The organism is Sorangium sp. So ce426 (assembly GCF_051475585.1).
Classification (GTDB): domain Bacteria; phylum Myxococcota_A; class Polyangia; order Polyangiales; family Polyangiaceae; genus Sorangium; species Sorangium cellulosum_B.
Genome location: NZ_CP150341.1, coordinates 788,947 through 811,972, shown reverse-complemented (window position 1 = coordinate 811,972; position 23,026 = coordinate 788,947). Strand labels below are relative to the sequence as shown.

The 23,026-nt window shown below is 71.0% G+C and carries 16 protein-coding genes; all 16 read right to left on the bottom strand.

Annotation, left to right across the window (positions count from 1 at the left end; all coding sequences use genetic code 11):
• Window positions 1-41 precede the first annotated feature (41 nt).
• A complete protein-coding gene (gene gatB, locus WMF44_RS03040) occupies window positions 42-1,499 on the bottom strand; it encodes an Asp-tRNA(Asn)/Glu-tRNA(Gln) amidotransferase subunit GatB (RefSeq protein WP_437297608.1) in 1,458 nt (485 codons plus the stop codon).
• 97 nt (window positions 1,500-1,596) lie between these two features.
• Window positions 1,597-2,271: a NuoI/complex I 23 kDa subunit family protein gene (locus WMF44_RS03035; RefSeq protein ID WP_437297607.1), complete on the bottom strand. Its 675-nt coding sequence runs from the start codon at window positions 2,269-2,271 to the stop codon at window positions 1,597-1,599.
• An 11-nt stretch (window positions 2,272-2,282) separates the two neighbouring features.
• Window positions 2,283-4,049, bottom strand: a complete 1,767-nt coding sequence (locus WMF44_RS03030; protein ID WP_437297606.1) for a complex I subunit 1/NuoH family protein — start codon at window positions 4,047-4,049, stop codon at window positions 2,283-2,285.
• Window positions 4,046-5,731: a 2Fe-2S iron-sulfur cluster-binding protein gene (locus WMF44_RS03025; RefSeq protein ID WP_437297605.1), complete on the bottom strand. Its 1,686-nt coding sequence runs from the start codon at window positions 5,729-5,731 to the stop codon at window positions 4,046-4,048. Before WMF44_RS03025 ends, WMF44_RS03030 begins: the two co-directional genes overlap by 4 nt.
• Window positions 5,732-5,810: 79 nt before the next feature.
• On the bottom strand, window positions 5,811-7,025 hold the full coding sequence (locus tag WMF44_RS03020; RefSeq protein WP_437297604.1) for an NADH-quinone oxidoreductase subunit D: 1,215 nt from the start codon (window positions 7,023-7,025) through the stop codon (window positions 5,811-5,813).
• Between the two features lie 3 nt (window positions 7,026-7,028).
• A complete protein-coding gene (locus WMF44_RS03015; protein ID WP_437297603.1) occupies window positions 7,029-7,682 on the bottom strand; it encodes an NADH-quinone oxidoreductase subunit C in 654 nt (217 codons plus the stop codon).
• Window positions 7,679-8,224, bottom strand: coding sequence for an NADH-quinone oxidoreductase subunit B (locus WMF44_RS03010; protein ID WP_437301525.1), 546 nt, complete (start codon window positions 8,222-8,224; stop codon window positions 7,679-7,681). The genes WMF44_RS03015 and WMF44_RS03010 overlap by 4 nt, the downstream gene beginning before the upstream one ends.
• 26 nt (window positions 8,225-8,250) lie before the next feature.
• Complete coding sequence (locus WMF44_RS03005) at window positions 8,251-8,607, bottom strand: NADH-quinone oxidoreductase subunit A (RefSeq protein WP_437297602.1); 357 nt, start codon at window positions 8,605-8,607, stop codon at window positions 8,251-8,253.
• 256 nt (window positions 8,608-8,863) lie between these two features.
• Complete coding sequence (locus WMF44_RS03000; RefSeq protein WP_437297601.1) at window positions 8,864-9,985, bottom strand: hypothetical protein; 1,122 nt, start codon at window positions 9,983-9,985, stop codon at window positions 8,864-8,866.
• A 308-nt stretch (window positions 9,986-10,293) separates the two neighbouring features.
• The gene (locus WMF44_RS02995) at window positions 10,294-12,831 is read right to left on the bottom strand and encodes an MXAN_6577-like cysteine-rich protein (protein WP_437297600.1); all 2,538 of its coding nucleotides are present in this window, start codon (window positions 12,829-12,831) and stop codon (window positions 10,294-10,296) included.
• Window positions 12,832-13,018: 187 nt separating this feature from the next.
• A complete protein-coding gene (locus tag WMF44_RS02990; RefSeq protein WP_437297599.1) occupies window positions 13,019-15,919 on the bottom strand; it encodes an MXAN_6577-like cysteine-rich protein in 2,901 nt (966 codons plus the stop codon).
• A 134-nt stretch (window positions 15,920-16,053) separates the two neighbouring features.
• Window positions 16,054-17,253, bottom strand: coding sequence for an alpha/beta fold hydrolase (locus WMF44_RS02985; RefSeq protein ID WP_437297598.1), 1,200 nt, complete (start codon window positions 17,251-17,253; stop codon window positions 16,054-16,056).
• Window positions 17,254-17,257: 4 nt separating this feature from the next.
• Complete coding sequence (locus WMF44_RS02980; RefSeq protein WP_437297597.1) at window positions 17,258-17,383, bottom strand: hypothetical protein; 126 nt, start codon at window positions 17,381-17,383, stop codon at window positions 17,258-17,260.
• 689 nt (window positions 17,384-18,072) lie between these two features.
• Window positions 18,073-18,999, bottom strand: coding sequence for a TIGR02757 family protein (locus WMF44_RS02975; protein ID WP_437297596.1), 927 nt, complete (start codon window positions 18,997-18,999; stop codon window positions 18,073-18,075).
• A complete protein-coding gene (locus tag WMF44_RS02970; protein WP_437297595.1) occupies window positions 18,996-20,687 on the bottom strand; it encodes a sensor histidine kinase in 1,692 nt (563 codons plus the stop codon). The genes WMF44_RS02975 and WMF44_RS02970 overlap by 4 nt, the downstream gene beginning before the upstream one ends.
• A 12-nt stretch (window positions 20,688-20,699) precedes the next feature.
• On the bottom strand, window positions 20,700-22,553 hold the full coding sequence (locus WMF44_RS02965; protein ID WP_437297594.1) for a GAF domain-containing protein: 1,854 nt from the start codon (window positions 22,551-22,553) through the stop codon (window positions 20,700-20,702).
• Window positions 22,554-23,026 lie beyond the last annotated feature (473 nt).

Sequence of the window (23,026 nt, the reverse complement as noted above, 5' to 3'; positions counted from 1 at the left end):
AGCGGCACCCTATTTCACGCTTGCGCCCGGAGAAAGCCCCGTCACCCGCCCGTGGCGGGAGCGCCGTCGAGCAGCCGCTTCAGCACGTCGTTCACGACGGCCGGGTTCGCGCTGCCCCCTGTCTTCTTCATGATCTGCCCCACGAAGAAGCCGAACAGCGCGGCCTTGCCGGCGCGGTACGCCGCCGCCTGCTTCTCGTTCGCGGCGATGACCGACGCGGCGACCGCCTCGATCGCGGCGGCGTCGCTCATCACGGCCATGCCCTTGTCGCGGACGATGTCGCCGGGCGCCCGGTCCGTGCCGGCCATCTCCGTGTACACCTCCTTGGCCTGCTTGCCGCTGATCGCGCCCTCGTCCACGAGGCGGAGCAGCGCGGCCACCTGGCCGGGGGCGACCGGGAACGTCGCGGAGAGCCCCGTCGTCCGGGTGTCGCGCAGCACCTCGCCCTGGACGAAGTTCGCGACCTTCACGGCGTCGCCGTGGAGGCGCGCGGCCTCCTCGAAGAACGCCGCGATCCGCGGGTGGCCGGTCAGGACCGACGCCGCGTACGGGGTGAGGCCGAGCGACTCGGTGAAGCGGCGCCGCTTGTCGACGGGCGGCTCCGGGAGCGCGCCGCGCACGTCGGCGAGGAACGCCTCGTCCACGACGAGCGGCGGCAGATCCGGCTCGGGGAAGTAGCGGTAGCCGGACTCGTTCTCCTTGTCGCGGAGGAGGTACGTCTCCTTCTTCTCGGCGTTGTACCCGCGGGTCTGCTGCCGGACGCGGCCGCCCTGCTCGATGAGCGCGATCTGCCGCCGGATCTCGAGATCGATCGCCTCGGCGACGAAGCGGAACGAGTTGATGTTCTTGAGCTCCGTCCGCGTGCCGAGCTTCGTCTCCCCCACCTTGCGGACCGAAACGTTGGCGTCGCAGCGGAAGCTGCCCTGCTCGAGGTTGCCGTCGTTCACGCCGATGAACATCAGGATCTCGCGCAGCCGCTTCAGGTACTCGGCCGCCTCCGCGCCCGAGCGGAGGTCGGGCTCGCCGACGATCTCGATGAGCGGCGTGCCGGCGCGGTTGAGATCGACGACCGACAGGCCGCCGATGCCGTGGACGTTCTTGCCGGCGTCCTCCTCCATGTGGACGCGCGTGATCCCTGCCCGCGTCATGCCCGCCTCGGTCTCGATCTCGAGGTGGCCGCGCAGCGCGAGCGGCCGATCGAACTGGCTGATCTGGAAGCCCTTCGGCAGGTCGGGGTAGAAGTAGTTCTTCCTCGCGAAGACGCTGCTCTCCTGGACGGCGCAGCCGAGCGCGAGCGCGGCGCTCACCGCCATCCGGACCGCCTCGCGGTTCAGGACCGGGAGCGCCCCCGGGAGGCCGAGGCAGACCGGGCACGTGTGCGTGTTCGGCGGGTCGCCGAAGCTTGTCGCGCAGCCGCAGAACGCCTTGGTCCGGGTGAGGAGCTGCGCGTGGACCTCGAGCCCGATGACCGCCTCGAAGGAGCCGTACGTCGTCGCCATGACCCGCCCTTCTAGCAGAACCGCAGCCGGACGAGAGGCGAGATGCCCGGGCTCCGTCGCCCGGCAGGCGCCGCGGCCTGCCGGGGGGATGACCGGCTCAGTGATCCGCGTGGTCGCGCGAGAGGCCAGGGTGCGTCGGGTCGCCCGGCTCGTGGCGCTTGTTCGCCGTCAGCCGCGAGCCCGAGCGATCGGAGAGGCTCATGAGGAGATCGCGCCGGTAGATGAACTGCTCGCGCGAGTCGTAGGGCACCGCGTGGAGGCCGGTGTCCATGCGGATGGCGTCGACGGGGCACGCCTCGACGCAGAAGCCGCAGAAGACGCAGCGGAGCTCGTCGATGACGAAGCTGCTCGGGTACCGCTCGTAGCCCTTCCGCCGATCGCCGTCGGGGTACTCGGCCGGCTCGATCGCGATGCACTGCGCCGGGCACGCCGTCGAGCAGCAGAGGCACGCGACGCAGCGGGGCGAGTTGTCCTCGCGCAGCGTGAGCCGGTGGATGCCCCTGAAGCGCTCCGGGTAGGGGCGCTTCTCCTCGGGGTAGCTGATCGTCGTGACGCCCGGCTCGAGCGCGTGCAGCACCGGGTCGGGCTTCTGGCCGAGCACCATCTCCTTCGTGTTCTTGAAGAAGTGCTTCATCGTGATCCCCAGGCCCTTGACCATCTCGGGGATGTAGGCCTGGACGTCGGCGCTCCGGGTCGGGCGCGGGATCGGCTTGCCGGCGACCGGCCTGGCGGCCGGCTTCGTCCACGTGGTGCTGGGGGTAGCTCTCGCCATGAGATCCTCCTCTACGCCTGCTGCGGCGACGCCTTGGTGCCCCCCGCCGCGGCAGCGAACCGGGACGAGGTGGAGTTGACGGTGCGCTGGCGCTCGACCGGCTCGAGCAGGCCGGCGATCAGCGCCACGACCGCCGCGAACCCGCCCAGGGCGACGACCGCGTGGGTGACGTCGGCCGCGACCTGGAGACCGCCGACGAGCCCCGCGGGCGCCGACTCGACGGCCAGCACGACGATGCCCGTGACCATCATGTTGACGATCGTGAGCGGCAGGAGCTTCGTCCACCCGAGCCGCATCACCTGGTCGTAACGGAAGCGCGGCAGCGTCCAGCGGAAGAAGACCTGCACCCACGCCATGAGGATCGTCTTGCCGAAGAACGCCAGCACGTAGGTCAGGCTCACGGCGAAGTGGGTCATCTTGTACTGGAAGAGCGTCGCGTCGCCGAAGGCGATGTTGATGCCGTCGCGGTCCAGGAACGGCAGGTGGTAGCCGCCGAAGAAGAGCGTGACGAGGAGCGCGCTCGACGTGATGAGCTCCACGTACTCGCCCGTCATGAACATGCCGAACTTCATCCCGGAGTACTCGACGAAGTAACCGGCGACGATCTCGCTCTCGCCCTCGGGCTGGTCGAACGGGATGCGCTTCGTCTCGGCCGCGAGGGCCGCGAGGAACAGGACGAACGCGAGCGGCTGGACGAAGATCCCCCACGTGTGCTCGGCCTGCCACTGCACCATGTCGCCGAGCCGGACGCTGCCGTAGATGATGAAGAGCCCGACGATGCTGAGGCCCATCGCGACCTCGTAGCTGACCATCTGGCTCGCGGCGCGCAGGCCGCCGAGCAGCGAGAACTTGTTGTCGCTCGCCCAGCCGGCGAGCGCGGCGCCGATGATGCCGGTGCCCGCCATCGCGAAGATGTAGAGGATGCCGACGTTGAGGTCCGCGACCTGGAGGTTCACGACGTGGCCGCCGCACGTGAACGCCTGGTCGACCGTCCGCTTGAGCAGCGGGAGGTCTCCGAAGCCGAAGACCCCGTCGCCGTTGTCCTCGAAGCAGAGCTTGTCGCCGAACGGGATGACCGCGAACGTCACGAGCGCCGGGAACATCGCGAGCAGCGGCGCGAGCGAGTGGAGGAGCCGGTCGGCGTTCTTCGGGATGAAGTCCTCCTTCCAGATCATCTTGATCGCGTCGGCCGCGGCGTGGAGCGTGCCGAGGAGCCGCAGCGGGATCTTGCCCTCGGGCACGCGCAGCGCCGCGTAGGCGCCCGTCACGAGCAGCAGCGCGCCGAGCAGCACACACGCGACCCGCGCGACGACGGGCGCCGCCGAGAGCGGGACCGCCTGCGTCAGGAAGAAGACCGCGACGTGGGCCATGACGCCCCCGTAGAAGATGCTCCGGGGCTCGACGCGGGCGAGCGCCTCTTCCGCGGGGTTGATCGGGCCGCCGCTGCGGGCCGACGCGCAGAACACGATCAGCCCGAGCCAGGCCACCGCCACCGCGAACTGCGCGGCGGCCACCATCGTCTCGGCCGCGGCCGGCGCGGACGCCGGGCGCGTCGCCGTGAACACGGAGAGCGCCGCGAGCAGCGCCGGCGGGAAGAACACGATGCCCCGCACGACCAGGGACGGCAGGTAGACGACCGCCCGGTTCGGGCCGACGCGGTCCTGCACCATCGCGCCCTGGCGCCGGTCGGCCCAGGTGGCGATCGCCGCCATGTTCAGCAGGAACAGGACGACGATGAGGATCTTGACGATCGCGAGAACGAGCTCGACGCTGGTCATGCCGTGGCCTCCGTCTTCTTCGGCTCGACCCGCGCGCCGTCGGCGGCGGCGGGCGCCGGCGCGGCGTGCGCAGAGGGCGCCGCGGTGGGAGCGGCTGCCCCACCAAGCGCCGCGCCGGGCGGCATCGCGCGGCGGAGCTCGGCCAGGGTCTTCCACCCGGTCTCGTACCCGAGCGCGCGCCCGAGCCGGCCGATGAGCTCCCAGGCCGGGCGCGCGTCGCCGTGCGGGAGCAGCGCCCGCTCGCTCCGCTGCGCCAGGCCCTTGCCGTTCACGTACGTCCCCTCGGCCTCGGCCCAGGAGCACGCCGGCAGCGCGACGCGCGCGGCCTTCGCGAGCGGCCCCTCGTGCGCGGCGACCGTCACCACCCCCTTCAGCCGCGAGAACGCCCGCTGCGCCTCGCCCGCGTCGACCTCGAGGTCCGACCCGAGGGCGACCACGTACGCGTACTGCCCGGACGCGATCCCCTGGATCAGCTCCGCGACCGGGCGCGGCGGGGTCGCCGCCGCGATCTGCACGGCGCCGCGGGTGTTCGGGTTCTTGTCCTCGCTGATGAGGATGTCGTCGCCCTGGCCGAGCGGCTTGCCCGACACGAAGAAGTCGGTCGCGCCGAGGTACGTCGTGGCGAGGTGGTAGAGCGCGAAGTTGTCCTCGTTCGAGTGCTGCGCCGACAGGACGATCGCGACCTTCGCCGGGTCGTCGCCGTGGCCGGCGAGCTGCTCCTTGGCCGCGGCGAGCGCGTCGTCGACGCTCGCGTCGTCGTTGCCGACGAGCGCCGTGAGCAGCCGCCCCTCGACCGCGTGCCGGTACGAGAGCATGCCCTCGTCGCACATCCAGTACGTGTTGACCGCCATGTTCTCGCGGGGGCGGTGCCGGTACGGCGTGTTGTTGCGCGGATCGTAGTCGAGGTAGGCGTTGCAGCCCGTCGCGCAGCCCTGGCAGACGGTCCGGGCGCTGCGGAGGAACCAGACGCGCGCCTTGAACCGGAAGTCGCGCGACGTGAGCGCGCCGACCGGGCAGACGTGCTCGGTCATGAGCGTGTAGTTGTGGTCGAGCTCGCGCCCCGGCGAGACCGTGATCTCCCCGAGGTTGCCGCGCTCGCGGACGGAGAGCACCGGATCCCGGGCGAGCTCGTTGCAGACGCGGATGCACCGCGTGCAGACGATGCAGCGCTCGGCGTCGTACACGATGGTCGGGCCGAACGTGACCGCCTTCGGCTTGTGCACGGGCTCCTGCCGCATCCGCTTGCCCTTGCGCTGGTGCTCCAGCCAGTAGTCCTGGAGACGGCACTCGCCGGCCTGGTCGCAGATCGGGCAGTCGACCGGGTGGTTCAGCAGCAGGAGCTCCTGCACCGCCGAGCGCGCCTCGGACACGTGGTCGCTGCTCTCGGACAGCACCTCCATGCCGTTCGCGCAGGCCATCTGGCAGGCCGGCTGGAGCTTCGGCTTCGCCGCCGGCACGTAGTCCTGCTTCGCCGCGTCCCAGCGGAGGATGTCGAGGCTCATCGCCGGCCGCCCCGGCGGCGGCAGCACCTCGACCAGGCACATCCGGCAGTTGGCGGCGACGCTGAGGCCCGGGTGCCAGCAGTAATGGGGGATGTCGATCCCGGCGCGGTGCGCCGCGCGGATGATCGTGTCACCGCTCTCGAAGGGGATCTCCCTTCCGTCGATCTTGATCGTAGGCATCGTGCTCTCGATTCCCGGCGGGGCCGCGGAGGGCCCTTGCTTTCCTAAGTCGATGACGGGAGCGCTCCTCGCGCCGTCGCTAGTGGTCGCACTCCCCGCCGATCATGTTGAGGGAGCCGAAGGTCGGCACGACGTCCGGGATCATCAGCCCGGTGATGAGCTGGGAGAGCCCCTGCGTCGTGGCGAAGCACGGCGGACGGATGCGCACGCGGTACGGCGTGCCGCTGCCGTCGGACACCAGGTAGAAGCCGAGCTCGCCGTTGCCGGCCTCGGTGTACGAGTAGCACTCGCCCGCGGGCACCTTGATGCCCTCCATGACGATCTTGAAGTGCTGGATGGTCGCCTCGATGGTCGTGTAGACCTCCTCCTTCGGCGGCAGCACGATGCGCGGATCGTCGATGTTGATGGGCCCCTCGTCGGGCATCTGCTCGAGCGCCTGCTCGATGATCCTCCCCGCCTGGCGGATCTCCTCCTGGCGGCACATGAACCGGTCGTAGTTGTCGCCCCGCGTGCCGACCGGCACGTCGAAGTCGAAGCGGTCGTAGACCATGTACGGGTTCGCCCGGCGCACGTCGTAGGGCACGCCGGTCGCCCGGAGCACGACGCCGGTCCAGCCGAGCGCGAGCGCGTCCTCCTGCGAGATCTGCCCGACGCCGTCGAGGCGATCGAGGAAGATGCGGTTCTTGAGGATGAGCTTCTCGGCGTCGTTCACGAGCGCGAGCACGCGCGCGAGGCCCACGCGGACCATCGCCTTGAAGTCGGCCGTGGGCGGCCGCGCCATGCCGCCGACGCGGCCGAAGCTGTGCGTCAGGCGCGCCCCCGTCTCCTCCTCGAAGATCTCCCAGAAGATCTCGCGCGCGCGGCACAGGTAGAGGAACGGCGTGAACGCGCCGAGCTCCATGCTCATGGCGCCGCTGCAGATCATGTGATCGCAGATGCGCGCCAGCTCGCCGAGGATCACGCGGTAGTACTGGCAGCGCTCGGGCACCGTGACGCCGAGCATCTTCTCGACCGCCAGCGCGAAGCCGACGTTGTTGAGCATCGGCGAGACGTAGTTGAGCCGGTCGACGTACGGGAAGACCTGCGACCACGTGCCGCGCTCGCACATCTTCTCGAAGCCGCGGTGCAGGTAGCCGATCTGCACGTCGGCCTTGTTGATCGTCTCACCGGACAGCTCGAGCACGATGCGCACCGTGCCGTGCATCGCCGGGTGGGACGGCCCCATGTTGAGGAGCATCGGCTCGCTCGGTAGGTCGAGCTCTGCCTCGTCCAGCTCGCGATCCAGGGGTTCCATGGGTCAGCTCCGCTCCTCCAGCGCGCCCGCGCGCTTGCCGTTGCTCACGGCCTCGTCTCCGTCGATCGACGCCCCAGGGCCGCGCAACGCGAAGTCGTGCGACTGGCGGCCGAAGCTCATGCCCTCGTCGGGGCCGAACGGCGGCAGCTTGCCGGTGTTCGGCACGTCCCGGAACGGGATGAGCGGCTGGATGCGGTTGGCCGGGTAGTCCTTGCGCAGGGGGTGCCCCTCGAACTCCGGGTACATCAGGATGCGCCGGAGATCCGGGTGCCCCTTGAAGACGATGCCGAGCAGGTCGTAGCACTCGCGCTCGAACCAGTTCGCGCCCTTCCACACCGGGACGATCGAGTCGATCTCGGCGCCGTTGCCCTCTTCGTCGCCGACGCGCGCCTTGATCCGGATGCGGTGGTTGCGCTCGAACGACCGCAGGTGGCAGACCACCTCGAAGCGGGGCACGTCGCCGCGCCAGAGGTAGTCGACCGCCGTCAGGTCGACGAACATGTTCATCAGGGTCCGCGGGTCGTTGCGGAGGAACAGGGCGGCGTCGCGCCACACGGCGGGATCGAGCACCGCCGTGTCGTCGCCGAACTGCGAGTGCGTCTCCAGGACGGCGCCCGGGAACTGCGCCGTGAGGAGCTCCAGGACCTTCTTGCTCATGGCAGGCTCCGCTCCTTGCGCTGGAGGGTGACGAGGTGCTCCGTCGTCTGCGCCGGGTCCTCGCGCGGCTTGACGATCGCCGGCGTGCGATCGCCGCGCGCGATCTTGTCCTGGAGCAGCATGAGGCCGTCGAGCACCGCCTCGGGGCGCGGCGGACAGCCGGGCACGTAGACGTCGCAGGGGATGACCTTGTCGATGCCGGCGACGGTCGTGTAGTTGTCGTAGAAGCCGCCGCACGAGGCGCACGTGCCGAAGGCGAGCACCCATTTCGGGTCCGCCATCTGCTCGTAGATGCGGCGGAGCGCCGGCGCCTGGCGCTGGCTGATGGTCCCCACCACCCAGAGCAGGTCGGCCTGGCGCGGCGAGAAGCGCGGCACCTCGGCGCCGAACCGCGCCATGTCGAAGCGCGGGCTCGCCATCGCCATGTACTCCATGCCGCAGCAGGCCGTCACGAACGGGTACTGGAACAGCGAGTACTTCTTCGCCCAGTTCAGCAGCGCGTCCACGCGCGTGGTCGCGAAGCCGTGCTCGGAGCCCTCCATCACCCGCGTCGAGGGCCCACCGGCCTTCACTTCTCCCATTCCAGAGCTCCCTTCTTCCACACGTACACGAGCGCCACGACGAGCAGCGCGACGAACGAGCTCATCGTCGCGAGGCCCGTCCACCCGAGGGTCCGGAACTGGACCGACCACGGGTAGATGAGCACCGCCTCGATGTCGAACACGACAAAGAGGATCGCCGTCAGGTAGAACTTCACGCTCGGCTTGACGAACCGCCCGCCCGTCGAGTCGCTGCCGCACTCGTACGGGATCATCTTCTCGGGCGTCGGGTTCCTCGGGCCGAGCAGCGACGTCAGCGTGAACATCGCGAGCGCGATGATCGCGGCGACGAGAAACAGCAGGAACAGGGGGATGTAGGTGGCCATCGAGAGAGCACTCCTACGCGTCGACCCCTGGAGGGGTCGACCATCTCGCCGAGGCGCGCGGCGTCTCGGGGCGAGACCTCGGGGCCCACGGCCCCGAACCATGCAGTCCAAAAAGGTGAGAGCGACGCGGCGATGCTGCCTGGAGCAGCAAAAATCCGAGCGATCCCGGCTTAATCCGCGCCGGATCTAGTCGGCCGCCGCGGGGGTGTCAATGGAGGCGGTCGGGCAACCGGCGAGCAACCGGCGGACCGCGATCCTAGGAGCGGTTCGCGGCCAGGACCAGCCCTCGCCACGCGGTGAGCGCCGTCCCCAGGCTGGCCTCGATCTCCCGGATCTCCTCCACCATGTCGGCGTCCGCCACGCCCACGCTCCGCGCCTCGCGGACGCAGGCGAGGGCGGCGACGAACTTCTTGCGCTGCACGAACGCCCGCGCGAGCAGCGGCCAGATCTGCTTCGGCGGAGCGCCGAGGTTGGCGGCGCGCCGGAGGGGGCCGATGGCCTCGCCGGCCCGGCCGTCTTCGAGCATGGCCTCGCCCAGCCGGCGGAAGATGTCGCCCGCTGCGGCCCCGTCGTGCGCATACTGGACGGCGAGGCGCATGACCTCCTCGCCCTGGTGCTCCTCGCCGAGCTTGACGCACGCGGTGCCGAGGAGGCCGAGGCCCTTGGCGATCAGGCTGCGGGCGTCCGGCGTGAGCATCTGCCCCTCGGGCGTGCGCAGGAAGATCGCGAGCGGGGCCGGCCAGGTGCCGAGCAGCTGGATCACCTTCGGGAAGTCGCCGCGCTGCGAGGCGACCTCGGCCTCGGCGACCTTCGTCAGATCGATGGCGGAGCGCGCGCCGGCCGAGGCGCGCTCGAGCTCGTCGCGCACGTGCGAGCGGATGCGGGCGCGGAACTCGTTGAGCTCGTGGGTCTCCTCGATGCCGTCGCGCAGGAGGAGGAGGCGCGAGGTCTTCCCCTCGATGGCGAGCTTGCGGAGGCTGTAGCCGTAGAGCGGGGCGAGCAGCAGGTAGCGGACGCCGATGTGGAGCTGGATGCCCTCGAGGTCGGTGTCCCGCTCGGGCGCGGGCGGCGTCGTGTCCTCCGTGAGGAGGGCGCCGACGAGGCGGTGGCGGAAGTCCGCGAGCGTGAGCCGCTGGACGTCGCCGTCGATGTCCTCCTCGCCCGGCGGCGCGATAACGAAGTCGACCAGGGTGTTGTCCGGGTTGCGGCGGTCGACGGTGAGCGCCGTGATGCGGGCGCCCGTAATCATCGAGAAGGCAAAGAACGCCTCGCCCACGATCTCGCAGAGCGCCTGGAAGCTGCCGATGCCGTCGCCTATGCGCTCGAACCAGCCGTCGGTCCGAACGGCATCGAGGGAGAACACGCGTTCCTTTGGCATGGTTCGACCCGGATCACAGGGGCGCGTCCCGGACGACGGGCGCAAGTCCCAAGGGGGCCGAGACTCGCACGGGCGGGCGCCGCTCTCAAGAAAACTCCTAGGGCGTGCGCGTCGACGTGTCGACGCGCACGCCCGCGTCGCTCACCGACGAGAGCGCTGGCCGCCTTCCATGGCTCCCGATCGCTCCATGCCGCTCCACCTGCCCCCACGCGCGCCGCTCCGCGCCCCCCTCCCCTCTCCGTGGCCCCCGAGCCCCCCCGGCCCCGCGGCGGCCGACCCACCCCAGCAGCCGCCCCGCCGCTCCCCGCTCAAGGGATGGCGGCGATGGTGAGGACGAGGTTGCCGGAGGCGGAACGCCGGCTGTCGCCGATGATCGTGATCACCTGCCCTTCGGTGAGGGTCACGGTCACGCGCGAGCTGGTCGTCATGACCGCGTTGTCGTTGCACGCGAGCTCGGGGCCGGAGCAGCCGTCGCCGTCGTGCACGTGAAGGACGGTGTCGAAGTTCGACGACAGCGTGTCGATGACGTAGGTCCCGTCCGCCGGCGCGGTGAAGCGATAGACCCTGTCGTTGCCGCTCGACGGGACGCAGCTCGGCGTGGCCAAGTTCGGGTGGAACAGGGTGGAGCCGCTCGTCGTCTGCGGGACCGTCGAGCCGAGATCGACGGGGTTCCCGCAGATGCCGTCCTCCTGGAACAGGCTGATGTTGAGCGTGAACGGGCCCGCGGCCTGAGGTTCGGCGCTGGCGCCATCGACCACGACGACGGTCTCCTGCCCCGCGGCGAGCGGCACCACGATCCGCGACTGGGGGACGCCCGTGGCGTTGTCGTTGCAGCCGAGCACCGCGCCGCCGCACGTGCCCGCGTGCACGTGGACGACCGTGTCGAAGCTCGATCCGAACGTATCGAAGACGTACAGTCCGTCGGCCGGCGCCGTGAAGCCGTACGCCCTGTCTTCGCCGCCGGGCGCGCCGCACGGCGCGCTCACGTAGTCGCCGGCGCCGACGGTCGTCCCCGACACGGTCTGCGGGACGACCGACTCCAGCGCCCTCTCCGGGCACGGGGGGACCGAGGTGCCGCTCACGTTGAGCTTGAACGCGCCATGCTTCCCGGACGCGCCGTCCACGACCACATACGCCGTCTGCCCCTGCGCGAGGGGCGTGGTCACCTGCGATCCGTACGCCAAGTCCCCCGCGTCGTAGCTGCACCCCAGCAAGGCGCCCGTGCAGCTGCCGTCGTGAACGTGGACCACCGTGTCGAAGGTCGAGCCGGTCGTATCGAATGTGTACCGGCCGGCGATGGGCGCCGTGAAGCTGTAGCTGACCTCGGGGGAATTGCCCATGGCGCAGTCCGCCGGGGGCTGGAGGACGCCGTCGAGGCCTGACGTGCGGCCCGTGACCGTCTGCGGGTAGGTGGAGCCGAGATCCACCATGGGGCACCTGGGCGGAGCCCACTCGGCGACGTTCAGCGTATAGGGCCCACGCGCGCCCTCGAAGCCGTCGATGACCGCCACGACCTTCTGGCCGGCGCGGAGCTCCACCGTGGCGCGCGACTGCGACCCTTCTCCTGCGTCGTCGGAGCAGGTGAGCACGCCGCCATCACACGCGCCGTCGCGCAGCTCCAGGATCGTATTGAACCCGGAGCCGAAGGTATCGAATACATACTTCCCGGCCGCCGGCGCCGTGAAGCTGTAGCTCGCGTCGGGGCTGTCTGCGCCTCCGCACGTCGACCTGATCGCGTCGCCGAAGTGCTCGGTGTTGCCGGTGAGGGTCGTCGGGAGCGGAGCGTCGATCGCCCACCCAGGGCACTTCGGCAGATCGGCCTTCGTCATGTTGAGCGTGAAATCGCCCTCTCCTCCGTCGAAGCCGGTCACGACGATGAGGACCTCCTGACCCGCCTCGAGGATCGCGCGGACCCGCGCGTGGGCGACCCCGGTGGCCATGTCATCGTTGCAGGCGAGCTGAGCGCAGGTGGTCGCTCCCAGCACCCCGATGGCCGTATCGAAGGTGGACCCGACGGTGTCCAGCGTGTATGTCCCCGCCTCGGAAGGCGTGAAGCGGTAGACCCGCTCCGACGAGCCGGCGGCCACGCACGCGAGATCGTAGTTCGTCTCGCCGCTGATGGTGGTCCCCGTGATCGTCAGCGGGAACGTGTTGCTGAGCTCGTCATACGTCCCGAGGACGCAGGAGCAGGCGCCTGCCTGGCATAACGCCCCTCGCTCGCACGCGACGCCGCAGGCGCCGCAGTGGAGCTGGCTCGTCTGCAGATCGGCGCACGCGCGACCACACGCCGCGAGGCCGGCGGGGCAGGTGCAGACGCCAGCGACGCACGACTGGGCAGGCGCGCAGCTGGATTCACACTCGCCGCAGTTGCGCCGGTCGCTCAGCACATCCACGCAGGCGCCGTCGCACTCGGTGAGGTCGCCCGCGCACGCGCAGGAGCCGTCCGCGCAGACGTGCCCCTCCGCGCACTCGACGCCGCAATCGCCGCAGTTCCGCAGGTCGGTCTCGAGGTTCACGCACTGGCCTGAGCAGTCGGACTGGCCTTCTCCGCACTCCTCCCCGCCCCCGACGCCGGTCCCTAGTTCGCGGCCGCCCTCGCCGCCGCCCCCGCTGCAGCGGCCATTCACGCAGAGCTGCCCCTCTTCGCAGGCGTCGCCGCACGCGCCGCAGTGCTCGACGTTCGCCTGGAGCTCGACGCACCCTCCATTGCACCGCGACAGCCCGTCGGGGCACTCGCTCGACACCTTGGGGCTCTCCGCGCACGACGCCGCGAGGACGACCGCCGCAGCCAGGAGCAGCGCGGCGGACGACAGGGCGGGCCTGGGGCGCAATCCGGATCTATCCATAGCCATCCTTGGGGGGTGCGTGGCCGTTCGAGGCGAGCGGAGAACGAGGCGCGCGCCAGGATACGCCTGCGGCCGACGCATCCGCAACCGGCGGGGGGGGCGCGGCTGGCGGCGCGCGGTCCGGGCCGCGGGCTCGACGCGACAGACACCGTCGCCGGGCCGGCTCCAGGGCACATCCAGCGCGGGCTCAGCGCTTGGCGATCTTCAGCGTGAAGTCGCCGGACGCTCCATTGTACCCGTCGACGACCACGGTGATGGTCTGGTTGGCGGCGAGATCGATCTGTACCTTCGACGCTTGTGAGCTGGTCAGATCGTCGTTGCATTGTAGCTCGATGCCGGCGCAGCCACGCGTGTGGACATGAAGGACGGTGTTGAACGACGAACCGATCGTGTCGATGACATAGGTGCCGCGGCTCGGGGCGGTATAGGTGAACACCGTCTCCGGAGAGGACACGGACGCCGCGGACACGCATTTCGGCCTCACCGCGTCGGGCTGGCCGCGCGTGGTGCCGGTCCTGGTGATCGACAGCGGCGATCCGAGGTGGATCGCCGTCGCGCAGGTCCCCGGGCCGGTGAACCGGTCCACCTGGAGCACGTAGTCGCCCGAGCTCGTGCCGAGGCCGTCGACGACGACGAGGACGCTTTGATCTGCGGCCAGGCCGAGGGCGACGCGCGACTGCTTACCGACCGCGTTGTCGTTGCACCCGAGCGACGTCCCCGCGCAGCTCGCCTTCAAGATCTGGAGTATCGTGTCGAAGCTCGATCCGAACGTATCGAAGATGTAGAGCCCGTCCTCCGGCGCGGTGAAGCGGTAGATCATGTCTGGAGCATTCGACGAGGAGCCGCAGGTCGGGCGGACGGACTCGGGCCGGTCCGCGGTGCTCCCTGTCACGACCTGCGGGACGACGGAGCCGAGATCGATCGCCGTCGAGCAGGTGCCGCCGCCGGAGTACCGCGCAATGTTGAGCGTGAAATCGCCCGACGCGCCCGCGGCGCGGCCGTCCACGAGGAGGACGATCGTCTGCCCCTCGGCGAGCTCCAGCGTCAGCCGCGACTGCTCGCTTCCCGGCGCGTCGTCGTTGCACGCGAGCTCGGCCCCGGAGCAGCTGCCGTCGAGGACGGAGAGGACGGTGTCGAGGCTCGATCCGAACGTATCGACGATGTAGGTGCCGGCCGCGGGCGCGGTGAAGCGGTAGGTCACCTCGCCGGCGCCGGCGCCGCAGCTCGGGAGCAGGACGTCGGCCGCATCCGCGGTGGTCCCCGTCACTGTCTGAGGCACCGTCGAGCCGAGATCGATCATCGGGCACGGGAGGACGAAGGTCTGGCTCACGTTGAGCTTGAAGGCGCCGGAGGCGACCGGAGCGTAGCCGTCCACGACGACGGCGACGGTCTCTCCCTCGCTGAGCATCACCTTCACCTGCGAGTGCCTGTCAGAGGTGTCGTCGTTGCACGCGATGCTCTCGCCGCTGCATGTCCCCTCGTGGACGTGCAGGACCGTGTCGAAGGAGGAGCCGAAGGTGTCGAAGGTGTAGAGCGCGGTCGCCGGCGCGGTGAAGGCATAAGCGGCCTCGGGGCCGCTCTCCCTGGTGCAGGGCGACGGGAGGGCGCTCACGCGCTCCGGGATAGCCGTGTTGCCGGTCACCGTCTGCGGAAACGTGGCGTCGAGCGTGAGCTCCGGACAGGGAGGCGGCACGTACTCGGAGACGTTGAGCGTGAATGGCCCGGATCCGCCGTCGACGCCGTCGACGACCGCGACGACCGTCTGGCCCTCGGCGAGGTTCGCGACGAGGCGCGACGTCTTGGCTCCCATGGCATCGTCGTTGTCGTTGCAAGAGATCACCGTCCCGGAGCAGGACCCCCTGCGCAGCTCGAGGACGGTATCGAACGCGGATCCGGACGTGTCGAAGACGTACCCGCCAGCGCGCGGCGCGGTGAAGCTGTAGCTCGCGTCGGAGGTGTCGATTGAACCGCAATGCGTCGAGACGGCGTCGCCGAGCCCCCAGGTGTCCCCGGTGATGCTCAGCGGGAGCGCCGTCGCGAGGGTGTCGAGCGAGCACGCCGGCGGCGCCAGCCGGTCGAGGTGAAGGGAGAAGTCGCCTTGCGCGCCGTCGAAGCCCGAGATGACGAGGAGGACGCTCTGCCCTTCCTCGAGGGCCACCGAGGCGCTGCCCGTCACGGCTCCCCCGCGATCGTCGTTGCACGCGAGCTCCTCGCAGGCGTCGAAGTCCAGCACGCCGATGGCGGTGTCGTAGCGCGATCCGGCGGTGTCGAACTTGTACCAGCCGGCCTGCTCCGCCGTGAACCTGTAGACGAGCTGGGTCGAGCCGACTCCCATGCAGGCGAGCGGGAGATAAGCCTCCGCGCCGACCGTGGTGCCCGTCAGGAGCTGAGGGACCGTCGAGCCGATGTCCTCGTAATCGCCGACGGCGCAGGCGCACACGCCCTCCCGGCAGAACAGCCCCGGGGCGCACGCCGCGTCGCACGCGCCGCAATGCGCCGGGTCGACGGCCAGCTCGACGCACCTGCCGCCGCAGACGGCGAAGCCCTCGTCGCAGACACACGCCCCCTCCACGCACGTCTCGTGGACGGGGCAGCGCGCCTCGCAGATCCCGCAATGCAGGCGATCGCTCTTCACGTCCACGCAGCCGCCGCCGCACGCGGTGAAGCCGGAGGCGCAGCGGCAGGCGCCGCCCTCGCACCGCTGTTCGGCCGCGCATTCCTGGCCGCAGCCCCCGCAATGGGCGGCGTCGGTGGCGAGGTCGACGCAGCCGCCGCTGCACGCCACGAGGCCGGAGGCGCACGGCTCGCCGCCCGCCCCGCCCCCGTCCCCGCCCCCGCCGACGCACACGCCCGCCTCGCACCGCGTCCCGCTCGCGCAGACGCCCTCGCAACCGCCGCAGTGGTCCGGATCGGCCTGCGTGTCGAAGCACGCTCCCCCGCACGGCGTGAGGCCGTCATCACACGGCGCGGCGGCCGACTCCTCCGCGCAGGACGCGGCGAGGGCGGCAAGGGCGACGAGCGCCGCGACCGTCAGCCAGAGCGCCATCGACGACGGCTCGAATCTGGCGCGCAATCCGGGGTGACTCATGAACATCCTTCGGCGGACAGGCCGGCCACCGCGTGGCTCCGAGAGATCCGGCGCCGAGGATACGCCTCTTCGCTTTCGCTCTGCAATCGTCGATCACCGCACGTCCACGCGCGCGCGTTCGAGCTCCACGGGCGTCAGGCGGCCGGGAGATCCGGCATCGGAGCGGCCTCGTCGGAGGTCGGCTGACGCGCCTGGATGGCCTCCAGCGCCACAGCGCCCGTCTCGGGCCCCGGCGCGTCTTCGGCCTGCAGATCGGGGCCGAGGAAACGAGCGATGGGCTCGAAGAGCTCGACGCCTGTATAGGCGCCGACGGCCAGATCGCCGTGACCGTAATCTTCCCGCGCTCCGAAGTCGCGCCCGAGCACGAGAAAGCGCTTCGGCGTCTCCGGGCGATCGCGCCCCCATGCGTCGAACGCCGCGCGCACCGCCGAGGCGGGGGCTATCCTGTCGGCGCTGCCCGCGATGAACAGGGCCGGGGCCGCGACCGAGGCGAGGCCGTCCAGGACCCTCTCGCCGTCCACGCGGATCTCCCCGTCGCTCGCCATCCACGCGGCGAAGTCGGCGTTCAGCGCTGCAGGGATGTCTTCGATGCAGTTGACGAGCGCGAGCCGCGTGACGCCGGGAGGCACGTTGCGCGGGTTGGCCACGGCGTGATGGATCGGCGTCGGCAGCCACTCCGAGGCGAACGCGAAGCTGCGCGCCATGAGGCGGAGCGGGACGCCCGGCAGCAGCCGGCCCGGCAGGAAGCGCATGAGGCGCACCGGCGTGGTGAGCCGGCCAGGCGAGCCGACGATGACGACGCGGCGGACCCGATCGCCGGCGACGCTCCGGCCGAGCGCCGCATAGAGGAGCATGCCCCCCATGGAGAAGCCGACATAATCCAGCGAACGGGCGCCGGTGCGCTCCAGGATCGCCTCGATGGCGCAGGGAAGATCGTACCGGACCATGGCGGAGAACCGGACGCTGCGGCGCTCGGCGCGGGTGAGGAGGCGGCCGCTGCGCAACGTCAGCAACCACACGTCGCGTCCGAGCGTGGCGAGGTGGCGAGCGAGCGAGTAATCGGGGTGGATGTCCTGGTTCCTGTGGTTCGCGGCGAGCCCGTGGACCAGCAGGATCGGCGGCAGGTCGGGCTGCGCCTCCGCGCCGTCCGGGCGCGGGACGCGGCGGAGCTCGATCGGCGCGCCATCCTCGGTCCGCAGGACCTCTTCCACGCTGTACTCGAGCGGCAGCGTCAGCCGCTTGACCCAGTAAAGGAGGTGCGCCCACAGCCCGATCGCCGCCAGCACCGCGAGCGCCAGCGCCACCAGGAGCGTTGCCCCGAATGTCCAGACCATACGGTCAATCTACCTGCTGGTGCTGCTTCCGCATGCAGGCAACCTCGACATTCTTCTTCACCAGGAAGGACGGAACACAGGTCCGTCGCTCGTCGAGGCCGCAACCCGGCTCGCTCGTCTGGATGATCATGAATCCATGGGAACAGGACGTTTCACGATCATCTCCCGCAGCGCGTGAAAAAGTCACACAGCGCTCCGGAAGCCACTCCACCCCATCGCGCCGGACAGCGCGCGAGGCGACTGCCCCTGGCGGAAACGCACGTTGGCAACGGCTCGTTTTCCCTGGGATTCGCGTCTCGCGGGGACATGACCATGTGCCCAGGCCTACCGCGGCGCGAGATCGAGAGCTCCAGCACAGGCGTGCACAAAGGTTCCAGATCTACCAACCCGGAACGTGGCATGCGGATCGCAACACACGAGGGCGAGGAGAGAGCTGGCAAGGGTCCCGTAAGCACCCGGGAAAGGGGGCACGGCAGGAAGAACGCCGCAGCAGAGCTCGGGGGGGCTCGGTTGCGGCGCTCTTCTTGCCGTGCCGCCTGCCGGACGGCCGCGCTCATGCGCTTGCCGGAGACAAAATGAAAAAAGCGCCTCGCGGACCTGGGGGGGGAAGGTCTCCGCGACGGCGCTCGCGTGTCATTTTGCAGGCTCTGTGCCGCCCCACGCAGGGTAGAATTTCAAATACTTACACCAACCACAACCAGCCATCATTGCACGGTTGCAAATCACAGTTGCAATCTGATTCAAATTCGAAGGCCTTCACGTTCTCGATCTGATCGGGGCCGTAGCTGTTCCGGACGGAAATATGCCGTGCGGGCGTGTTCATTCGTCCCAGTGGCGGCAGACCGGCTTCACGCCGCATCCCTGGCAGCGGACCGGATCGCGCCGCGACGGGCATTGCTGGAGCATGCCGAGGTGGCAGAGGGCGAAGTCGTACTTGACCGGGTCGGCTGGATCGAAGCCGCGGAGGGCCGCGGTGATCTCCTCTGCCGTCTTCCAGGTGGCGCCCCTGCGATCGGTGAGCCCGATGTTGTAGCCGAGCTTCTCGATGTGCGTGTCGACCGGGATGAGGAGGGCCGACGGGGGCACCGGCCACAGGCCGAGGTCCACGCCGTCCGCAGGGCGGATCATCCACCGCAGCAGGAGCATGAGCCGCTTGGCGGCGCTGCCCTTCTCGGGATCGGGGAGGATGTGCGCGGCTCCGCGGTCGTCCGGACGCCGGTCGAGGCCGCCGGCGCGTCGGATCGCCCGCACCCAGGCCCCGAGGGCCTGGCGCAGGTCGCCGGTGCGCGAGAGCTCGGCCGCAAAGGCGGCGCCGAGCGAGCCCGAGGCCCGCTGCACCCGCCGCGCGCCGACGATCAGCCCGACGAGGTCGCGATCGCGGTAGATCCGGTGCCGGAAGCCGCGCAGCCGCGCCGAGACGGCCCGGGCGTCGTCGGCGGTGAGGGCGATCTCCGGCCCGAGGCGATCGAGCGCCTCGCCGATCTTGGCGTGCAGCGCCTTCACGTTGCCGAAGGCGAGCGACGCGGCGATGAGCGCCACGAGCTCCTGATCGGCCGGATCCGTGTAGCGATGGACGAAGGAGACCGGGTCTCGCGCGCGGCGCTCCTCGACGGCGCACCGCGCGCGCACCCCGTCGAGCGCCGCCTTGACCGCGGCGCCCCGCGCGGCGTCCCTCCGCCGGGGCGCCGCCTCGACCGCGGCGTCACCCGGCCGGGGCGCCGCCTCGCCGCTCCGGCGCGCCCTCACGGCGACCCCGCGTCCGGCGCCGGATCGGCCACGACCGGCTCGGCGTTCGCGGCGCGCTCTTGCGCCTCCCGGTCGTGCTCCAGCGCGGGGAGCGACACGACGAACGCGCTGCCGCGCCCGTCGTCGGTGAGCGGGCTCTCGACCCGCACGGCGCCGCCATGGCTCTCGGCGATGTGCTTCACGAGCGCGAGCCCGATCCCGCTGCCGCGCACCTGCCGCTCGCTCGCCCGCCGCCCGCGCGCGAAGCGCTCGAAGATGTGCTTCTGCTCGTCGGGATCGATGCCCGGCCCGCGGTCGCTCACCCGGATGGTGACCTGCCTCGCCTGGCGCGTCAGCGCGGCGAGCCGCCCGCCGCCCCCGCCCTCGGCCTCCACCGCGACGGCGACGCGGCCGCCGTCCTTCGCGTACTTGAGCGCGTTGTCGAGCAGGTTCACGAGGGCGAGCTCGAGCGCGCGCGCGTCGATGAGCGCCTCGGGCAGCCCCTCGGCGATCGTGAGCTCGACGGTCATCTCCTCGCGCTCGGCGCGGTAGCGGTACATGTCGACGGCGCGCGTCGCCACCTCGGCGACGCTGCCGCGCGCGAACTCGTAGGCGGCCTTGCCCCGCTCGACGCGGGCGAAATCGAGGACGTTCTCGATGAGCGCGGTGAGCCGCTCGCTCTCGCTCACGATGATCTGCAGGTACTGGCGGCGCTTCTCGTCGTTGGGGACGCGGCCGCCGAGGAGGAGCTCGCCGAACATGCGGACCAGCGAGAGCGGCGTCTTGAGCTCGTGGGACACGTTCGCGACGAAGTCGCTCTTCAGCGCCGCGAGCCGCCGCTCGTTCACGGAGGCGAGCACCACGATCGCGAGCCCGGCCAGCGCGACAAGGGCCGAGAAGCCGACCATCAGGATCTCGATCAGGCGCTGCCGCTCGACCTTCTCGCCGAGCTCCTCGGCCGTTGTGAGCGCCATCTGGAGGCGCCAGTTGTAGAGCGTGGTCGGGAAGGGGCGCCCGACGGTGAACTCGCCGCCGATGATGGGCGGGCCGAACACGATGCGGCCCTCCTCGTCGATGACGTTCATCCGGCTCTTCTCGCGATCGAGGTCGCGGAAGAGCCGGGGCATCACCTCGTGGACCAGGCGCGGCACCTCGTGCCACGCGACGATGAGGCACTTGCGCCCCGCGTGCTCGCGCTGCCAGTAGCTCACGAGCAGGCTCTGCTGATCGATGACGTGGTGGAGGTGGCGCAGCTCGTTCGTGTCGCCGGCGAAGTTCATCTGCGGGAGGAGGCGGGCGAGCAGGAGCTTGCGGAAGGCGTCGTCCTCCCGCCCGGACGCGCCGCGCGAGGCGAACGCGAGCACGTCGTGCGCCTCGTTGTCCATGTCGAGGACCAGGATGGCGCGCACGGTCGGCGTCTCGCGGGCCGCCGTGGGGAGCCACCGCCGCGCGATGACCGAGAGGTTCGCCACGTCGACGTGCGCGGCGACGACGTTGTCCTGGGCGATGATCAGCTTGTCGAGCCGGTCGACGCGCTCGTCGGCGAGGGTGAGCGTCGCGTCGAAGACGGTCTGCTGCCGCGCCTTCTCGATCTGCAGCGTCGTGCGCAGGGCGATCCCGCCGAGCACGAGCACGGCGACGACGATGGCGGGGACGAGGGCGAAGTACGGGACGCGATGGCGCTTCCCAGCGGAGGGGAGGAGGTCCATCGCTCGGCTCCGCTAGCGGGCGGCCTTCTTCGCCCCCGCGGTCACGAGGCCGGGCTCGAGGACCACGCCGCGCGCCCCGACGAACTCGGCGAACTGCTGGCCGATGTAGGTGAGCGCGTTGCCGTCGCTCTCGGAGAACGGCTTGCCGTCGAGCGGGTTTCCGATCTCGAGGAGGCCGAGGTAGCGGCCCGCGAGCTCGACGGGCGCGCAGATGACGCTCCGGAGCTCGACGCCGATCGCCTTCCACCGCTCGTCCATGGCGCGCTCGTCCTTGGCCGCGTCGGGCACCACGACGGCGCGCCTCGACCGCATCGCGGCCAGCGGGAGCGGCGCCCGCTCGGACAGCCTGGCGAGGAGCGCGCTCTTGCCTCCGTACTGCCGGACGACCACGAACTCGCGCCGGTTGATGTCGAACAGCGACACGAGGCCGAGGGCGCACGGGATCTTGTCGAGCGTGAGCGCGAGGATGAAGTCGGCGCCCGCGAGGGTGTCCTGGAGGAAGTGCAGGTCGCTGCACGCCTCGAACAGCTCGGCGATGAGGTCGTCGCCGGAGAGGCGCCCGTTCTTCGGAGGGAAGGAGGAGCGCCGCCGCGGCGGCGCCGGCGTGGGGGCAGCGACATCGGACGGCTCCGGGACGAGCTGGAGGCGCGGCGGCGCCCCCTGCTGGTCGGCCGGCACGGCGAGCAGCACCACGTCGGCCGGCGGCGTGAGGGCTGGCCGCGGCAGGTCCGCAGAATACGCGGCGGCCGGCGGTGGCACGTCCGCAGGCGGCGCGGCGTCCGCAGGCGGCGCGGCAGCCGGCGGCGCGGCGTCCACAGGCGGCGCGGCGTCCGCAGGCGGCGCGGCGTCCGCAGGCGGCGCGGCGTCCGCAGGCGGCGCCACGTCCGCAGGCGGCGCGGCGTCTGCCGGCGGCGCCACGTCCGCAGGCGGCGCGGCGTCTGCCGGCGGCGCTACGTCCGCAGGCGGCGCGGCGGCCGGCGGCGGACCATCCGCCGGTAACGCCGCAACCGGCGGCGCCACGTCCGCAGGCGGCATGGCTGGCGGCGGTGCGGTGCCGCCGGTGCGCGGGCGGAACTGGATCTCGGGTTCGGCCGAGCGCCAGTCTTTCCAGGCGAGGGTCGCGAGCGGGCTGCGCTGAGGCCGGCCCTCGAAGACGTGATCGAACACGGCGATATGGATGAACTTGCCCGGTCGCGCGTCGTCGATGCGCTGCCGTGCGCGCTCGAGCCGATCGATCAGCAGCGCGCTGACGAGATCGCGCGGGGTGCCGGTCGCGACCGCATAGACGAGCTCTCGGTACGTGAGCGGCGAGCGCTCGGACGGGTTCTCCTCGCGCTGCGAGATGAGCTGATACGGCGGCAGCTCCGCGGGCGCTCGCTCCGGCTCGGCGCTTTGCTCCGGCTCGGCGCCTCGCTCCGGCGGCGCATCCCGCTCCGGCGCGGCCGCCCCGCCTTTCGCCGGTTGCGCCTGGGCGCCCGCTGGCTCCGAGACGAGGAGCGCGGTCCCCATCGAGATGAACGGGACCGTGGGCGCGATCGGGCGCTTCCGTGTGACACTCCCCGCAGGCTCGGCCGGCTTTGGAGAAGCCGCCCCGGCCGGGGAGGCGCCCGCCGGCGCGTCGGTCCCGTCCGTCAGCGCCGCGTCGTCCGGGGCGCGCTGCACGACGTACCGCACGCGCGTCGCCGGATCGATCGCTCGGTAGCCGCTCTCCAGCAGATCCACCGAGAAATTGTTGAGCGGGCCCCCATCGCCGCGGAGCGCCCGGGCCTTCTGCAGCGCGGGCTGCCACTGCGGGGCCTCGACGCACACCTTCCTGCTCGGCGGAGCGTTCTGGCCTAACGACGAGATCTCGACGAACCAACGCATCGTTTGCGGTTCCAATCCGCGCTGGCGCTGACTGGGCGGCGCGCTCTGGCGCGAAGATCGTTCTACTCGACGCGCGCGAGAGGGGTCAACGCGCAGGCCGCACGGGAGCGCGCAGAGGGCGCGCGGACGCCTTTGGAGGATGGCGCGAAATCTTCTCAACCGGGACCGGCAAGAAGAATCGGGTCTGTCCTGAAATCACGCCGCCCGCGCCGCGGGTCGCCGCGGACGAACCCGTTCGCCCACTGAACGGCCGCGGGGTATCCCCGCGGGGGGCAGGAGGCCACCCGCTGTCGAGCCGCGCGCGCCATGGAGCGCGCGGTGAATGGGGCCACCCGGCGTCGCTCGCCTCCAGGCGATCCGCCGTCCTGTGCGCGAGCGGGATACCCGGCGTACATCCGATCCAGCCCGGGGGACGATCCGTGATGCTCGACTCTGCAGTTCGCTTCGTGCGCAGCTCGACCCCTGCAAGGGGT

What these genes read in the sequence shown, in the direction of transcription:
- WMF44_RS03015 (WP_437297603.1), bottom strand. Translation starts at nt 7,682, where the DNA reads ATGAGCAAGAAGGTCCTGGAGCTCCTCACGGCGCAGTTCCCGGGCGCC.
- gatB (WP_437297608.1), bottom strand. Translation starts at nt 1,499, where the DNA reads ATGGCGACGACGTACGGCTCCTTCGAGGCGGTCATCGGGCTCGAGGTC.
- WMF44_RS03000 (WP_437297601.1), bottom strand. Translation starts at nt 9,985, where the DNA reads ATGCCAAAGGAACGCGTGTTCTCCCTCGATGCCGTTCGGACCGACGGC.
- WMF44_RS03025 (WP_437297605.1), bottom strand. Translation starts at nt 5,731, where the DNA reads ATGCCTACGATCAAGATCGACGGAAGGGAGATCCCCTTCGAGAGCGGT.
- WMF44_RS03035 (WP_437297607.1), bottom strand. Translation starts at nt 2,271, where the DNA reads ATGGCGAGAGCTACCCCCAGCACCACGTGGACGAAGCCGGCCGCCAGG.
- WMF44_RS02980 (WP_437297597.1), bottom strand. Translation starts at nt 17,383, where the DNA reads ATGATCATCCAGACGAGCGAGCCGGGTTGCGGCCTCGACGAGCGACGG.
- WMF44_RS03020 (WP_437297604.1), bottom strand. Translation starts at nt 7,025, where the DNA reads ATGGAACCCCTGGATCGCGAGCTGGACGAGGCAGAGCTCGACCTACCG.
- WMF44_RS03030 (WP_437297606.1), bottom strand. Translation starts at nt 4,049, where the DNA reads ATGACCAGCGTCGAGCTCGTTCTCGCGATCGTCAAGATCCTCATCGTC.
- WMF44_RS02990 (WP_437297599.1), bottom strand. Translation starts at nt 15,919, where the DNA reads ATGAGTCACCCCGGATTGCGCGCCAGATTCGAGCCGTCGTCGATGGCG.
- WMF44_RS02985 (WP_437297598.1), bottom strand. Translation starts at nt 17,253, where the DNA reads ATGGTCTGGACATTCGGGGCAACGCTCCTGGTGGCGCTGGCGCTCGCG.
- WMF44_RS02995 (WP_437297600.1), bottom strand. Translation starts at nt 12,831, where the DNA reads ATGGATAGATCCGGATTGCGCCCCAGGCCCGCCCTGTCGTCCGCCGCG.
- WMF44_RS02965 (WP_437297594.1), bottom strand. Translation starts at nt 22,553, where the DNA reads ATGCGTTGGTTCGTCGAGATCTCGTCGTTAGGCCAGAACGCTCCGCCG.
- WMF44_RS03010 (WP_437301525.1), bottom strand. Translation starts at nt 8,224, where the DNA reads ATGGAGGGCTCCGAGCACGGCTTCGCGACCACGCGCGTGGACGCGCTG.
- WMF44_RS02970 (WP_437297595.1), bottom strand. Translation starts at nt 20,687, where the DNA reads ATGGACCTCCTCCCCTCCGCTGGGAAGCGCCATCGCGTCCCGTACTTC.
- WMF44_RS03005 (WP_437297602.1), bottom strand. Translation starts at nt 8,607, where the DNA reads ATGGCCACCTACATCCCCCTGTTCCTGCTGTTTCTCGTCGCCGCGATC.